Genomic DNA, 15,414 nt, shown 5'->3' with positions numbered 1-15,414 from the left:
GCAGACATAAGCAAGGGCAATTGAAGAAACATACGTGAAAAAGCATCCGAATAGGAATGCTTTTTTTTGTTGTTTATCAGTTTTTCTTTTAAGTGCACATCTAATGTGAGATGAAGTTTCATACGCTAAATTGATTAGATTATGAACCGTTTTCGTCAATTATCAATTCGGATGAGAGAAAGGAGATATAATGTTCAAAGTACTGGTACAAAAGAATTTCAAACATTCTCATTCACCATATATTTACAAATATTGGTGTGCATGCTATGTTTAAAATGAAAGCGCAACCATGAATGGGTTCATTGACATTTCATTATCACATTTCACTTGGGAAGGAAGATGGAATTGATGAAAAATTTGCTCAAAAAGGCAACCGCAATGATGCTGGCATTGGTCCTACTGCTTGGATTAATGACAGCGCCCGTTCATGCAGACACACCATTGTTCACCATCGAAAGCGAAGATGCTCAGCTCACCCCGGATCTTCAAGTGGTTACTTCAATCTATGGGCAACCCAAGCCCGGATTCTCAGGGGCCGGATTTGTCTGGATGCAGAACTCTGGCACACTAACCTTCACAGTGACTGTCCCGGAAACCGGCATGTACGCGATCTCCACACGATATATGCAGGAGCTCAGTGCAGATGGCAGGTCACAAAATTTAATCGTGAATGGTGTTACGAAAGGGGCGTTCATGCTACCTTACACGACAACATGGTCAGACTTCGATTTTGGCTTTCACAAGCTGAATCAGGGTGCCAACACGATTGAGCTGAAGGCTGGCTGGGGCTTCGCGTATTTTGATACTTTTACAGTGGATCATGCTGATCTGGATCCCCTGAATGTGCAGCCAGTTCTCACTGATCCTGAAGCTACACCTGAAACTCAAATTTTGATGAATTATTTAACGGAGGTATACGGAAACAACATTATTTCTGGTCAGCAAGAGATTTACGGAGGAGGGAATGACGGAGATTCGGAGCTTGAATTCGAGTGGATTCATGATCTGACTGGAAAGTATCCGGCTATCCGTGGCTTTGATCTGATGAACTATAATCCGTTGTATGGTTGGGAGGACGGTACAACTGATCGCATGATTGATTGGGTGAATAACCGTGAAGGTATTGCAACCGCTTCCTGGCATATCAATGTACCTCGTAATTTCAATACGTATGAGCTTGGGGACTTTGTGGATTGGAAAGAGGCGACCTACAAGCCAACAGAAACGAATTTTAATACAGCCAATGCGGTAATTCCCGGTACCAAAGAGTATCAATACGTGATGATGACCATCGAGGATCTGGCAGAACAATTGCTGATTTTGCAAGATAACGATGTGCCAGTGCTTTTCCGTCCGTATCATGAAGCAGAAGGCAACGGCGGGCTGAACGGGGAAGGTGCATGGTTCTGGTGGGCTTCGGCAGGTGCAGAAGTGTACAAAGAGCTATGGGATCTGCTGTATACCGAACTGACCGAGACGTATGGCTTGCATAATCTGATCTGGACCTACAACAGCTACGTATACAGCACTTCTCCTGCCTGGTATCCGGGCGATGATCAGGTAGATCTTGTCGGATATGATAAATACAATACGATCTACAACCGTTATGACGGTTTGTCCGGCGTACCGAATGAAGATGCGATTACCTCGATTTTCTATAAGCTTGTTGAGTTGACGAACGGTACAAAAATGGTAGCCATGACGGAGAACGACACGATCCCAAGCGTGAAAAATCTGACCGAGGAGAAATCAGGATGGCTGTACTTCTGTCCTTGGTATGGCGAACATCTGATGAGTTCTGCTTTTAATTACCCGGCAACATTGAAAACGCTTTATCAAAGTGATTATGTCATTACGTTGGATGAGCTGCCCAATCTAAAGGTTAACAATCCCAACCCCAATGCATCCATCACACCTGGAAACGTTGAATTTGACAAATACACACCCAATCAAAGCGATAAAACCGTAACCGTGAATGCAAACGGCAATACGCTAACTGCTCTCCGGGCAGGCAACAATGCGTTGACCGCAACGACAGACTATACCTTGAACGGAAGCACATTGCTGCTGAAAAAAGCTTATCTGGCAACCCTGCCAGTTGGTGAGCATTCGATTGTTCTGGATTTTAATCAAGGTCAGGACCCTGTGTTAAAAGTCAAAATTGTGGATTCAACACCGGGTACAAATGCTGTGATTTCTCCTGTGAATGCAACATTTGATAAAGCGACGAATCCCGCGCAGGATATTAACGTCTCTCTCACCCTAAATGGCCGTCAGCTTACAAGTATCACAAAGGGGAATGTTACACTTGTAGCGGGTCAGAATTATACAGCATCCAGCGCTGCTGTTGTTCTGAACAAATCCTATCTTGCCACGCTTCCGCTGGGCCAGAACGTATTGACCTTTCACTTCAATGGAGGAAATAACGCTGTGTTCACAGTGAATGTGGTAGACAGCACGGTTACTGTGCCAGCAGGGGATTTGACGATTCAAGCTTTTAACGGTAATACAAGTGCATCCACCAACGGCGTCTCACCCAAGTTCAAATTGATCAACTCAGGCAATTCGGCTATTCCGTTGAGTGATGTAAAACTCCGGTATTACTATACAATTGACGGGGAGGAAGCTCAGAGTTTCTGGTCCGACTGGGCCAGTATGGGCAGTGCGAATGTAACGAGCAATTTCGTTAAACTGGCGACTCCAGTTGCCGGAGCGGATCATTATCTGGAAGTGGGTTTTACAAGTGCGGCGGGATCACTGAATGCGGGCCAGAGCGCAGAGGTTCAAACACGCTTTTCCAAAAACAATTGGTCGAATTACACACAGACTAACGATTACTCGTTCAAGGCAACCGGTAGTCAGTTCGCAAACCATGATAAGGTTACCGGGTATGTGAACGGTCAGCTGGTATGGGGAATTGAGCCGTAAAGATAGGTAGCACGTTTAATGGGCTGGATCAGGGATTGAACCTCTGATCCAGCCTTTTTATGGCGTCGAAGGTGACACCGATTAGACGGAATGTTCTTTTTCACTTGTAGTATGTGACGATGTATCCATATCTGTTAATATGCGATCTATTATCTTTTTCGTATGGCCCATGATGAATTGAAGAAGTACACCTGCACAACATACGGTTATCAACGTTCCAAGCCCGATTGGCCCACTGAGCAGAAACGCCAGAATTAAAAATACAAGGTAAATGAATGTTCTCGATACAAATAAGGGAGTTCGAGTGATTTCATGCAAGATTAATGTTAAGCGGTCAATCGGAATGGGTGCAAAATTGGTCTGTAAATAAATCGCCGTGCCGATACTTATGATCACTAAACCAATGACAAAAGTCATTAATTTGCTGTACCAAACTTCGGGTGTGATCAAGGAATCAGATACATAAAGCCAGATATCAATCCCCACACCAGTAATGAATGCGGTGACGAGCCCCAGAAACTCGGGTTTTTGCTGCTTCAAAAGCGAATTACATCCAATTAATAGGAAAGCAATGATGACCTCCCAGCTACCAACACTTAGCCCTACATGATGTGACAGCCCTACCAGAAGTGCATCAAACGGTGAGGTGCCCAGTTCAGATTGGATGGTAAGGGAAATGCCAAGTGTTAAGATTAGAATACCTGCGACAAAAAGTACATATTTCAATTTATTCAACCTCTTTTTTAATATTATGTTGCAAATACAACAAAATTAAGCTAAATTCAATGTAACCCTTTTTTATTGCATTTGCAACAACGATTAACTTGTTAAAGGAATGTGAATATAGATGACGATTCGTATAGAGATATGTACCATTGAACATGTATGTGAACTGCAGGAGATTAGTTATGAGACGTTTAATGAAACGTTTAAAGGGCAAAATTCACCCGAAAATATGAAAGCTTATCTGGAAAAGGCATTTAATAGGGTGCAATTAGAAACTGAACTGTCCATTGCGGATTCACAATTTCTTTTTATTTATGTCAACCACAAAGTGGCAGGGTACATGAAGGTAAATATCAATGATGCTCAGTCTGAGAATATGGGTGTGGAATCTCTTGAGATCGAGCGTGTGTACATCAAGAAAGAGTTCCAAAAACATGGCTTGGGTAAGGTACTGCTTAATAAAGCCATAGAGATGGCAACAGAACAACACAAAACGAATATCTGGTTAGGCGTGTGGGAGAAAAATGAAAATGCCATCGCATTTTATGAAAAGATGGGGTTTGTACAGACAGGAGCTCATGCTTTTTACATGGGAGATGAGAAACAGATTGATTTTATAATGAACAAAACGATATTGTAACTGGATCATCGAGGGAAAGCTTGGGAGAAAAATGCTATTGAGCAGAATTCTTTCGGGCTTTTTTATGTTTTGCCAGAACCGTTGAGTAATAAAATGAAGAAATCGATGAGAATTAATACATAATAAATATTATGTAAACTTATTATTTTCGATGACCTTCATAAGCTGCATCTATGGCTTTAGCAAAAGTTAAAGGCCTGATTAATACATAACTGGCAGTATAATTTTGCTCAATAATCGTGAAGGTAACAGGTTGATCTCAAGGATCGTCAATACAATTTATTAGTTTATTTCTACGTTTGGACATTCAGCCGAAAATCGTTTTCGTTCGTAGTCTGTTAGATAGCGTTAAGTTTTAATAATCAGTATATAAGTTGTATATACCTCATGTTAAAAGAACTTTTTGCATATGAAATGGACGTGTTAATCCACCATGTTGAATTATTTAGTTTTAGAGCGGAAAATGGAAAATAAAATTAATATTTTAAGTAAGAACTCAGGAGGATTTGGACTCTTAAAACCAGCCGAAAAAAGGAGCGAAATCGATCAATATATTAATTGGATAAATAAGGTATACATCATTAAAAAGGCGCTACTACGCCGATTATAGATCAATTTCATATGGATTTGCGATGGATTTAGTATCGCTTTCACGTTATGCTTTTGGAAATTGGAAAGGAAGTGGGAAAAATGGAACGCGAACTGGCGTTGGAAATTGTCAGAGTAACAGAATTGGCTGCGTTAGCCTCAGCACCTTGGATGGGACGAGGCGACAAGAACAGTGCAGATGAAGCGGCTACTTTGGCCATGCGCGCCATGTTCGATTCCGTGTCCATTCGCGGCACGGTGGTAATCGGTGAAGGAGAAATGGATGAAGCACCCATGTTGTACATCGGCGAGGAAGTAGGCAACGCTGAGGGCCCTGAGGTTGACGTGGCTGTAGACCCGCTCGAAGGTACAGAAATCGTGGCCAAAGGACTAAACAACGCTCTATCGGTTATTGCAGTGGCGGGAAAAGGTAACCTGCTCCACGCACCGGACATGTATATGGAGAAACTGGCGGTAGGGCCTGCGCTTGTAGGCAAGGTCAGCATTGAAGACCCGGTTGAAGTCACACTGGAGAAAGCCGCTGCCGCATTGAACAAAAACATCTCGGACCTCACTGTGATGATTCTGGATCGTGTTCGACACGAGAGTACCATCAAGACGCTACGCAAGGTTGGCGTACGGATCAAGTTTCTCAGTGACGGTGATGTTGCGGGTGCGATGGCACCGGCCTTCCCGGAGGCGGGCATTGATCTGTATGTCGGATCTGGAGGAGCGCCAGAAGGTGTGCTGGCTGCCGCAGCGCTATCTTGCCTTGGGGGTGAGATCCAAGGTCGTCTGATGCCTGCCAACGCAGACGAATTCCAGCGCTGCTTGCAGATGGGGATCGATAATCCCTACAAAGTGTTAACGATGCAGGATATGATCGGCACAGAGGATGTCATTTTTGCCGCAACAGGTGTGACGCCAGGTGAGATTCTGGGAGGGGTACGATATCTTGCGGATGATCGGGCTGAGACCGATTCGATTGTTATGCGTGCCAAAACCAAAACAATTCGGTTTATTCGTTCCCAACACTTTCTGCCGAACAAAGAAGTGCTGCACAAAGTAAGACAGCTCCAATCCACGCCAGAACCCTCGGATCGCATTCCGAGTCATGCGAAAACAATGGAGCAGGCTGAGTTTAGTCAATCCTCCGTTGATCTTGGCGTTACAACGACGTTGTGAGCTGTACTCCCCATAATTGAACAAACAGGATCAACTGAAATCGTTGTATTTAAGGTTGTATTTAAGTTTGATAAGTAACTTGAACCTCTAAGATTACAGAGCATGAAGTTAATGAAAATACCATCTCTGGCAAGATAATAGTGAGGGCTTGGATTAACCCAAACCCTCATTATTTTTTTGTGTTAAAAGCATTGACAACGGTTACATGGCATGAGAAAATGTACGCGCGTACATAAATATCGATTTTTAATTACTATTTGATTTATTGATGAGCTATATATGTTGAACTAATCATTTGCACGATAACGGAGAGGACAGAAAAAACCTGAAAAAGCAAAGCGTTCGCCTTTATCCCCGGATTTTCCCCTTTAGAAAAAAGGAATCGAAAAATCTGGGGATAACAGCGATTGGAAGGTTGTTCTGTCATCGTAGTGTCAGTGTAAATAATCTTTAGTTCAACTTATATAAAAGGGGGTGAAATTCATGGCATCTCGTAAAGAAGTGGCTGATCTTGCGGGTGTTTCCGAGGCGACGGTCTCCCGGGTGCTTAATGGGGTAGGTCCTATTAAAGAAGAGACACGCCGCAAGGTTCTTGAAGCTTCCGAACAGTTAGGCTATGTGCCCAGCGCTCTTGCTCGCAGTTTTGCCAGAAGTAAAAGCGGGAACCTTGGCGTGGTATTACCTTATGTTCCGAAGGCGCACCTGTTCTCGGCGTATTTTTTCTCGGAAATGCTGAGTGGGATTGGAAGCAAAGCCAGAGACAATAGCATGGACCTGTTGGTTATGTTCCGAACACCCGGTGAAGTGATGAATTATGCGGATCTGTTCCGGCGTCAGAAAGTGGACGCCTGCATTATCCTTGGTGCCAGAGACGATCATGAAGAACTGGCGGCCATGCAGCAGCTTCATCAGGAAGGACACCCATTCTGTGTCATGAATCAGCATTTTGAGGGCCAATCGTTCACGGAAGTGGATGCGGATCATGTGGAAGGAAGCAGACTTGCCATACGTCATCTTACGGATCAGGGGTATCGCAAAATCGCTTTTCTCAATGGTCCAGACAGCTATTCCAACAGCCAGGAGCGAATGGAAGGCGTTCGTCTTGGCCTGCAAGAAGCAGGTATGGAGCTGGACCCGAGTCTATTGCTTAAAGGGAATTATAGTAGAAGAAGTGGCATTGAGGCGGCAGCGATTGTAGCAGATCGCCTACATGAGATTGATGCTGTATTTGCGGCCAATGACCGGATGGCCATTGGTGTCATGCATGGTTTGCGTGAGCGGGGAATAGGGCCTGCGGATTTTCCGGCATTTGTGGGTTATGACGACTCTGATGCCGCCGAGATGGCGGTTCCGCCGCTGAGCAGCGTCAGGGTTCCATTTTTCGAGATGGGTGAACTTGCAGTATCGAAGCTTATGCATGGGTCTGTGGGTGACACACACAAAGCGAATAACTCTGTTGTAGCGGTAACCGAATCAGCGAGAGCGTTGTTGCCTACCGAACTGATCATCCGTGCTTCTTCTATCCGTCAATAGTTTATTGGTACACATATTGAAAGATTTTTTATTATTCCAAAGGAGGAAATGACCATGTCAAATCGTCTTCGTGTCGGAATGGTTGGATACAAGTTTATGGGGAAGGCCCACAGTAATGCCTATCGCAGTCTGCCGATGTTTTTCCCGTCTGCTCCGTTGCAGCCTGAGATGTCTGTGATCTGTGGACGTAACGAGCAGGGAGTGCAGGAGGCAGCGAATCAGTTCGGTTGGTCCGAAAGTGTAACGGATTGGCGTGAACTGGTGAAGCGGGATGATATCGATCTGATTGATATTAACGCGCCAAGTGATGCCCATAAGGAAATTGCGCTGGAAGCAGCTCGTCAGGGCAAACATCTGTTTTGTGAGAAGCCTCTGGCCCTGTCGCTTGCGGATTCGCGTGAGATGCTTCAGGCAGCAGAGGATGCTGGAGTCGCTCATATGGTCGGGTTCAACTACCGTTTCTCACCAGCGGTGCAATTAGCGAAGGATCTGGTGGAGAGCGGACGACTGGGTAAGATCTATCATTTCCGTGCTTTTTTCTTGCAGGACTGGATCATGGACCCTTCGTTCCCGCTGGTATGGCGTTTGCAAAAAGAAGTGGCTGGCTCCGGTTCCCATGGGGATCTGGGTGCGCATTTAATCGATCTGGCTCGTTTCCTTGTTGGTGAATTCCAGGAAGTCATCGGTATGAGCGAAACCTTCATCAAAGAGCGTCCGCTTGCAGCTGAAATGACCGGTCTGAGTGCAAAGGGCAGTTCGAATGCGGATGCACCCAAAGGAGAAGTGACCGTCGACGACGCTACGTTGTTCCTGGCACGATTCGCAGGAGGGGCGCTGGGCAGCTTCGAGGCTACACGTTTTGCAGCGGGGCATCGGAGTACAAACTCGTTTGAGATTAACGGCAGTCTCGGCAGTGTACGATTTGATTTTGAACGGATGAATGAACTGGAAGTGTATTTCACAAAGGATGAAGAGGACGTACAGGGATTCCGTCGTGTACTGGCAACCGATCCGGCACATAAATATGCTGAAGCCTGGTGGCCTGCTGGACATACGATTGGATTCGAGCACACGTTCACCCATGAAATGCTGGAGCTGGTAACAGCAATCTCTGAAGGACGCCAACCATCACCGAGTTTCCACGACGGGGTCGCTTGTCAGGCTGTACTGGAAGCAGTAGAACGTTCGGTAACAGAACGGCGCTGGGTGACGCTTGAAGAGATGTGAGCAAGCAAAACAGTGACGTCAGAAATAAGGTTGAACACAACTAAACTAGGCGAAAGCGAGTGAATAAACGATGAGTAAAGCACTGATTGTATGGGGCGGCTGGGATGGACATGAACCGGAGCAGGTAGCAGCGATTTTTGAGCGTATTTTGAAGGAAGAGCAGTTTGAGGTTGAGGTCTCAAATACGTTGGAGTCTTATGCGGATGCAGAGAAGCTGCTGGGTCTGGATCTGATTGTGCCTTTGTGGACAATGGGACAGATTGAGCAAGAACTCGTCAATAACGTATCAGCGGCTGTTCAGAGCGGTGTGGGCTTGGCTGGTCTTCATGGCGGGATGTGTGATGCCTTCCGAAATAACGTAGACTGGCAGTTTATGACGGGTGGACAATGGGTTGCTCATCCAGGTAACGATGGTGTGGAGTATATGGTGAACATGAAGCGTGGCTCTAGCCCGTTATTGGATCATATCGAAGATTTTCAGGTGAAAAGTGAACAGTACTACCTGCACGTAGACCCGGCAGTGGAAGTGCTGGCAACAACTCGTTTCCCAGTGGTGGCTGGTCCGCATGCGGCGAATGGTCCTGTAGATATGCCTGTTGTCTGGACGAAACGCTGGGGCGCAGGGCGGGTATTCTACAACTCCCTGGGACACCATGCAGACATTGTAGACATGAAACCCGTGACTGAAATGATGCGCAGTGGTTTCAAATGGACAGCAGCAGGCAAAGAGCTTGCCAAGAGTCGAGTAAGTTCAGCAACCGAAGTGTACACAGGTATGGCGGACAACCAGAACTAATGAGATTATAGTTTGATTGCAAACGTAACTTCAGTGTTAACCATTCATCCTCAATGGATAAACCATTTCTGATCCACGGCGAAGGGAGCCCCAGGTATGAAAACAATGAAAGTAGGCATTATTGGCTGCGGTAAAATCAGCGGTATTTATATGGAAAACTGTCACCGGTTCGAGGTGCTGGAACTTGTTGCTGTTGCGGATCTCGACCGGAAACGTGCCGAGGAGCAGGCAGCAGCCTATAACGTCCCTAACGTATACAGCGTCGACGAAATCTTGGCTGATCCCGAGATTGAGCTGATCATCAACCTGACGATTCCTTCCGTTCATGCGGATGTATGCTTGCGGGCACTTGAATCTGGCAAACATGTTTATGTAGAAAAACCGCTCGCTGTTACCCGTGAAGAAGGGCAGGCCGTGCTCGAAACAGCGAAGCGTAAAGGATTGCTTGTGGGCTGTGCACCAGAAACGTTCTTTGGTTCAGGTATCCAGACTTCACTTCAATTGGTGGAAGAAGGGGTAATCGGCAAGCCGGTGGCGGCGACCGCATTTATGATGAGTCGTGGTCATGAGCACTGGCACCCAGATCCGGAGTTTTATTACGCGTCAGGCGGTGGGCCAATGTTTGACATGGGTCCGTACTATCTCACCGCATTGGTTCAACTAATGGGACCGATCAAGTCGATCGCAGGTATGACAGGTAAAGCCATGGAAGAGCGGACGATTACGAGTGAGAAAAAGAGGGGCCAGACGGTTCCCGTCGAAATTCCAACTCACGTTACCGGTCTGTTACAGTTTGAACAGGGAGCCATTGGCACACTGATTACAAGTTTTGACGTATTTGGCGGAAGTGCATTGCCACCGATTGAGATATATGGCACGCACGGTACATTACAGGTACCTGACCCCAACACCTTTGGTGGTCCGGTTCGTTATCGCTTGCTGGGTGAACATGAATGGACGGAAGTTCCGCTCCTCCCAGGATATCAGGAAAATACACGTGGCATCGGTGTGGCAGATATGGCCTATGCAGCACATAGTGGACGTGCACACCGTGCGAGTGGGGAACTGGCATACCACGTACTTGAGGCCATGTGGGCATTCCACGATTCATCAGATGAACAGACGTTCTACCAGATGAAAAGCTCGTGTCAGCGCCCGGCTGCATTGCCGGTGGATCTGCCATTGTATACATTGGATAAATAAGATAGCCATTATGACTTATATCATGATAAACAGCCCCTTTTCCTTCGAACAAGGAAAGGGGCTGTTTTTTATTAAATCAAAAAAATCTGGGAATAACAGCGCTCGAAAGGTTGTTCTGTCATTGGAGTGTCCAGTGTAAATAATTTTTAGTCCAACTTATATAGCCATTTATGGCTCAAATCCCGCCTGACTGATCCAGATCTCATCTTCGGCAAAAACGTTTTTCATCCACTGTACAACAGTCTGATACGCATCTGGATGATACCAATGCTCCATCCCCACTTCTTGATAGAGCGACTCCATGCCGAGTCGCCGGGTTCGCTTGCCCTCGCTGCCATCGCCCATGAAATAATCGTCAATGCATACACGCTGAACCAGAGGTCTCAAGATGGCTGCAAACTGTTCACTGCTGGGTAATACGGGAGCAATCGCAACCTGCGTGGGTATTCCGGCATCCCGCAACTGTTCCAGTGCACGTAATCGGCCTGCAATTGGGGGAGCGGAAGGACTGAAATGCTTGCGCATATCGTCCAGATCCGTCTCCACCGTCATGCTGACCCGAACCCGGTCACCTAACTGTTGTAGCAGATCTATATCCCGGGTAACGAGTGGACTGCGGGTTTGGACTAATACAAAATCGGGCGGATGCTGTACCATCGTTTCAAGCAATGAACGCGTGATACACTCCTTGTATTCGGCGGGTTGATACGGGTCGGTACTGGATGACATGAACAGAGTGACTTTCCCTTTGGTCAGGGCACGCTGCAACTCTTTGGCGAACACTCGGGAGGCCTCTTGTTTCACATCGACCCAGCTTCCCCAATCCTCTTTGCGAAATAAGGAGACAGGCATCTGTCTGACATAACAATAAGAACAACCGAAGGCGCAGCCTGTGTAAGGATTCAGCGTATGTGTATAGCCATTAAGGAACCCTGTCCCCTTGTTGAGTAACGTTTTGGGTACTTTGTAAGTAAGATTCGTCTTCATAAGTTCTCATGCCTTTCGCGGTAGTGTGCAGGTGTGAGACCTGTGTGTTTGCGAAATACAGTAATGAAATAAGCTGAGTTAGGTATACCGACATGGCGGCCAATATCGGTGACGGTAAGTCCGGTATGTTCAAGCAACTTCCGGGCTTCGGTAATTCGTTTATCCTGAATATATTGAACCGGTGTGCGGCCTGTAATCCGCTTGAACACACGATGCAGATGATAGGGACTGCCATGACTTACAGTGGCTAGGACATCTAGGGTTAGAGGCTCGGCATAATGATGTTCGATGTAATCGGTGATCCCATATATCCACTCCTGATCAGGTACGCGCTCGCCGGTTGGCTTGCAACGTTTGCAGGGTCTGAACTTTCGTGCTAACGCTTCTTCAACATGTTGAAATATTAGGACATTCTCAACTTTGGGTGCTCTGGACTTACAGGAAGGTCGACAGAAAATACCCGTTGTCTGCACACCGTAAAAGAACGTTCCATCATAAGAACTATCGTTATGGATGATGGCATGCCAGTATTTTTCATCTATAGATTCAGGCAGTATGCGATCTTGATCTCGACTTTCCACGGTGATCACCTCATCTCTAATTATACCCCTGATTCCAAGGGATTGACGAAGTTTTAACTTAAAAAGCAAGATATCAATATTTGGAGATAAAGTACCTTCCTTCAATCTGAACGAAATATGAGCTACAATATACAGGATGGAAGTGGTTTATATCTCAAATGAAATTTATAGATGAAAGAGGTAGGTAAGCATGGTTCGTTTTGGCGTAGTGGGTACCAACTGGATTACAGAAAGGCTTCTTGAAGCCGCAGCACAGGTTGAAGGATTCAAATTAACCGCTGTGTATTCCAGAACTGAAGATAAGGCTAATGCATTCGCAGATAAATATGATGTTGAACACCGATTCACCGATCTGGAAGAGTTGGCGGCAAGTGATGTGATTGATGCAGTCTACATTGCAACACCAAATACGGTTCATGCAGAGCAGGCTGAGCTTTTTCTGAGAAACGGTAAACATGTATTGTGCGAGAAACCTCTGGCTGCAAATAGCGCCGAAGTTCGGAGCATGATCGATACAGCACGAGAACACGAGGTTCTGCTCATGGAAGCGATGAAATCGACCCTTGTTCCCCAGTTCAAAATGGTGCAGAAGAGCCTGCATAAAATCGGTCCTGTCCGCAAATACGTAGCAGGATACTCTCAGTATTCTTCGCGTTACGACAAGTACAAAGAGGGGATTGTCCTGAACGCGTTCAAGCCTGAACTCGCTAATGGGGCGTTAATGGATCTCGGTGTGTATTGTCTCTATCCATTGATTACGTTGTTCGGTGCACCTAACCGGGTTCAATCCCAAGCGATGATGCTGGAATCTGGCGTGGATGGACAAGGTAGTGTGCTGCTGGACTATGATGGGATGGATGCGGTCGTTACATACTCCAAAATCTCCAACTCTCATCTACCAAGCGAAATCATGGGTGAGCTGGGCAGCATCATCATTGACAAGATTGGCTCACCGGAACATGCAGAGATACGTTACAATGACGGTACGGTGGAGCAGCTCACAGTCGAACAAAACCATCCGGCGATGTATTATGAAGTGGAGGAGTTCGTGAATCTGGTTGAGCAGGGCCAAAAGGAGTCTGACATGAACACGTATGAACGCTCTTATGTGACGATGCAAGTCATGGATCAGATTCGGAAGCAGATTGGGCTTGTGTTCCCCAACGATTGATTCAAGCGCAGGAAAGGAAGCTGAGACGAGATGAGCAGAGATGAGCAGAGCAACAGTAAAGAAGTGCAGAAGAACAGTAGAGAAGATCAGCAGTCCAATGATTCTGGAGGTTTGGAACTGAAACAGATCGTTTTCATAGGAAGAACCTTCGAAGAATATATGAAGATGTTCAACCTGACGGTGGACGAGATTAATGGCAAGTCTATTCTGGATTGTCCAGGTGGAGCATGTTCGTTCAGTAGCCAGGCGCGCAAGTTGGGTGCTGATCCCGTGGCCGTGGATATTGCCTACGAATACGAGATCGACGAGCTTGAAGTAAAGGGATTTCAGGACATTGAGCATACGATGAAACAGATGGAACCCGTGCAAGGGATATATGTGTGGGATCAATTTGGATCAATCCAGGGGTTAAAGGAAGAACGAACTCGTGCCATCACAGATTGCATCGCAGATATGAGAATGTTTCCTGACAGTTATGTGGCGTCTGTGCTCCCGGATCTACCCTTTGCAGATGAACAATTCGATCTGACGTTATCCGCCCATTTCCTGTTTACTTATGCGGATCGATTGGATGTTGATTTTCATGTTGCAACCATAATGGAGTTGCTGCGTGTGACCAAACAAGAGGTTCGCATTTTTCCAACAGTGGATCTGTCTGGTGAACGTTACAAACACATGGATGCTTTAAAATTAATACTCGAAGAGCGTGGGTGCACGGTATCCGAAGAACCAACTTCATATGAGTTTCAACGGAATGCTCACACCATGCTTCAAATTGTTAAACATAATTGAACATGATAGGAGGTTTTTTGGATGAATAAAGTACTTATACTTGGGGGTACACGTTTTTTTGGCAAACGTCTTGTGGATCACTTGCTGTGGGAAGGGAAGTCTCAGATCACAGTCGCAACTCGTGGTAAAACGGATGTTGACTTCGGACCCGAAGTAAACCGAATCAAGATGGATCGTGAAGACCCGGAATCTCTGGCAGAGGTTGCGCAGACAGACATGTGGGATGTTGTGTACGATAATATCTGTTATTCCCCAGATGCGGCGAAAGCGGCATGTGAATCTTTTGCAGGGCGCACCAAAAGATACGTTCTGACATCCACACTCTCGGTGTACGGTGATCCCAGACCTGGATTTAAGGAAACGGATTTTGACCCGTATACATATCCATTGCAGTATGGAAGTGCAGAGGATTTTTCGTATGGAGAAGGCAAACGGCTTGCGGAGGCTGTATTTTTCCAGGAAGCTGATTTCCCGGTTGTGGCGATGCGCATTCCCATTGTACTCGGGATTGATGATTATACGAGAAGACTTCATTTTCATATTGAACATGTGCAAAAAGGAAAACCGATCGGTATGCCAAATCCGGATGCGGAGATTGGATTTATCAATTCCACCGAAGCGGCAAGATTTCTCGCTTGGCTTGGACATTCGTCCATTACCGGTCCGGTGAATGCAGCTTCCAAGGGTGCGATTACGCTGTCAGCCATGATACATCTGATCGAGACGGTCACGGGCATGCAGTCCCAGATCCTCACGGAAACGGTGAAAGAGGACATGTCACCCTTCGGAATTGAGCAATCATGGACGATGGAGACGACCAAAGCTGAACAAGCGGGATATACGTTCGAACCTCTGATGGACTGGTTCCCGGGACTCGTTCGTGAGGTCGCTCTTGCATTACAGTCGGAGCGGTAGAATATCGGCTCGGATGGAACTGAAATGAAACTGAATGAACCTGTCTAACCAACCAGTTCGGACGAACGGGTCATTCTAACGAATGAACATCAAACAGGGTGCAACCAGAGCGTAATCTCCGCTGCACCCTGTTTATGTTGTA

The 15,414-nt window shown here is 46.3% G+C and carries 13 protein-coding genes; 10 read left to right on the top strand and 3 right to left on the bottom strand.

The window, feature by feature from the left end; translation table 11 throughout:
* Nucleotides 1–348: 348 nt before the first annotated feature.
* On the top strand, nucleotides 349–2,928 hold the full coding sequence (locus tag EL84_RS23460) for a X2-like carbohydrate binding domain-containing protein (protein ID WP_047843317.1): 2,580 nt from the start codon (nucleotides 349–351) through the stop codon (nucleotides 2,926–2,928).
* Nucleotides 2,929–3,009: 81 nt separating this feature from the next.
* Here the strand turns inward: EL84_RS23460 and EL84_RS23455 are convergent, their stop codons facing one another.
* Nucleotides 3,010–3,654: a YczE/YyaS/YitT family protein gene (locus EL84_RS23455; protein ID WP_047843316.1), complete on the bottom strand. Its 645-nt coding sequence runs from the start codon at nucleotides 3,652–3,654 to the stop codon at nucleotides 3,010–3,012.
* Between the two features lie 121 nt (nucleotides 3,655–3,775).
* Between EL84_RS23455 and EL84_RS23450 the strand changes: the two genes are divergently transcribed.
* From EL84_RS23450 to EL84_RS23425, 6 genes are all read left to right on the top strand, one after another.
* Nucleotides 3,776–4,294 carry a GNAT family N-acetyltransferase gene (locus EL84_RS23450; protein WP_047843315.1) on the top strand — a complete coding sequence of 173 codons (519 nt, stop codon included), beginning with the start codon at nucleotides 3,776–3,778 and terminating at the stop codon, nucleotides 4,292–4,294.
* Nucleotides 4,295–4,984: 690 nt separating this feature from the next.
* On the top strand, nucleotides 4,985–6,067 hold the full coding sequence (gene glpX / locus EL84_RS23445; RefSeq protein WP_036613775.1) for a class II fructose-bisphosphatase: 1,083 nt from the start codon (nucleotides 4,985–4,987) through the stop codon (nucleotides 6,065–6,067).
* A gap of 483 nt (nucleotides 6,068–6,550) precedes the next feature.
* A complete protein-coding gene (locus EL84_RS23440; RefSeq protein ID WP_047843314.1) occupies nucleotides 6,551–7,600 on the top strand; it encodes a LacI family DNA-binding transcriptional regulator in 1,050 nt (349 codons plus the stop codon).
* Between the two features lie 54 nt (nucleotides 7,601–7,654).
* Complete coding sequence (locus tag EL84_RS23435; RefSeq protein ID WP_036613779.1) at nucleotides 7,655–8,827, top strand: Gfo/Idh/MocA family protein; 1,173 nt, start codon at nucleotides 7,655–7,657, stop codon at nucleotides 8,825–8,827.
* Nucleotides 8,828–8,897: 70 nt separating this feature from the next.
* On the top strand, nucleotides 8,898–9,623 hold the full coding sequence (locus EL84_RS23430; RefSeq protein ID WP_047843313.1) for a ThuA domain-containing protein: 726 nt from the start codon (nucleotides 8,898–8,900) through the stop codon (nucleotides 9,621–9,623).
* 96 nt (nucleotides 9,624–9,719) lie between these two features.
* A complete protein-coding gene (locus tag EL84_RS23425) occupies nucleotides 9,720–10,826 on the top strand; it encodes a Gfo/Idh/MocA family protein (protein WP_047843312.1) in 1,107 nt (368 codons plus the stop codon).
* Nucleotides 10,827–10,994: 168 nt separating this feature from the next.
* Here EL84_RS23425 and EL84_RS23420 read toward each other — a convergent pair whose 3' ends face one another.
* Nucleotides 10,995–11,813, bottom strand: a complete 819-nt coding sequence (locus EL84_RS23420) for an SPL family radical SAM protein (protein WP_047843311.1) — start codon at nucleotides 11,811–11,813, stop codon at nucleotides 10,995–10,997.
* Nucleotides 11,810–12,394, bottom strand: a complete 585-nt coding sequence (locus EL84_RS23415) for a bifunctional transcriptional activator/DNA repair enzyme AdaA (protein WP_082219113.1) — start codon at nucleotides 12,392–12,394, stop codon at nucleotides 11,810–11,812. Before EL84_RS23415 ends, EL84_RS23420 begins: the two co-directional genes overlap by 4 nt.
* Before the next feature lie 190 nt (nucleotides 12,395–12,584).
* On the opposite strand from EL84_RS23415, the gene EL84_RS23410 reads away from it, so the two are divergent.
* The 3 genes from EL84_RS23410 to EL84_RS23400 are packed head-to-tail and all read left to right on the top strand — an operon-like array spanning nucleotide 12,585 to nucleotide 15,272.
* Nucleotides 12,585–13,565: a Gfo/Idh/MocA family protein gene (locus EL84_RS23410; RefSeq protein WP_036613784.1), complete on the top strand. Its 981-nt coding sequence runs from the start codon at nucleotides 12,585–12,587 to the stop codon at nucleotides 13,563–13,565.
* Nucleotides 13,566–13,595: 30 nt separating this feature from the next.
* On the top strand, nucleotides 13,596–14,357 hold the full coding sequence (locus EL84_RS23405; protein ID WP_081746007.1) for an SAM-dependent methyltransferase: 762 nt from the start codon (nucleotides 13,596–13,598) through the stop codon (nucleotides 14,355–14,357).
* Between the two features lie 21 nt (nucleotides 14,358–14,378).
* Entirely contained in the window at nucleotides 14,379–15,272 is an 894-nt protein-coding gene (locus EL84_RS23400) for an NAD-dependent epimerase/dehydratase family protein (RefSeq protein ID WP_036613785.1), read from the top strand.
* The last annotated feature ends 142 nt before the right edge of the window (nucleotides 15,273–15,414 follow it).

It is taken from the genome of Paenibacillus sp. VT-400, from assembly GCF_001029205.1.
Classification (GTDB): Bacteria; Bacillota; Bacilli; order Paenibacillales; family Paenibacillaceae; genus Paenibacillus; species Paenibacillus amylolyticus.
Note: the sequence above shows the minus strand (reverse complement) of the source record. Positions and strands in the feature narration are given on the sequence as shown.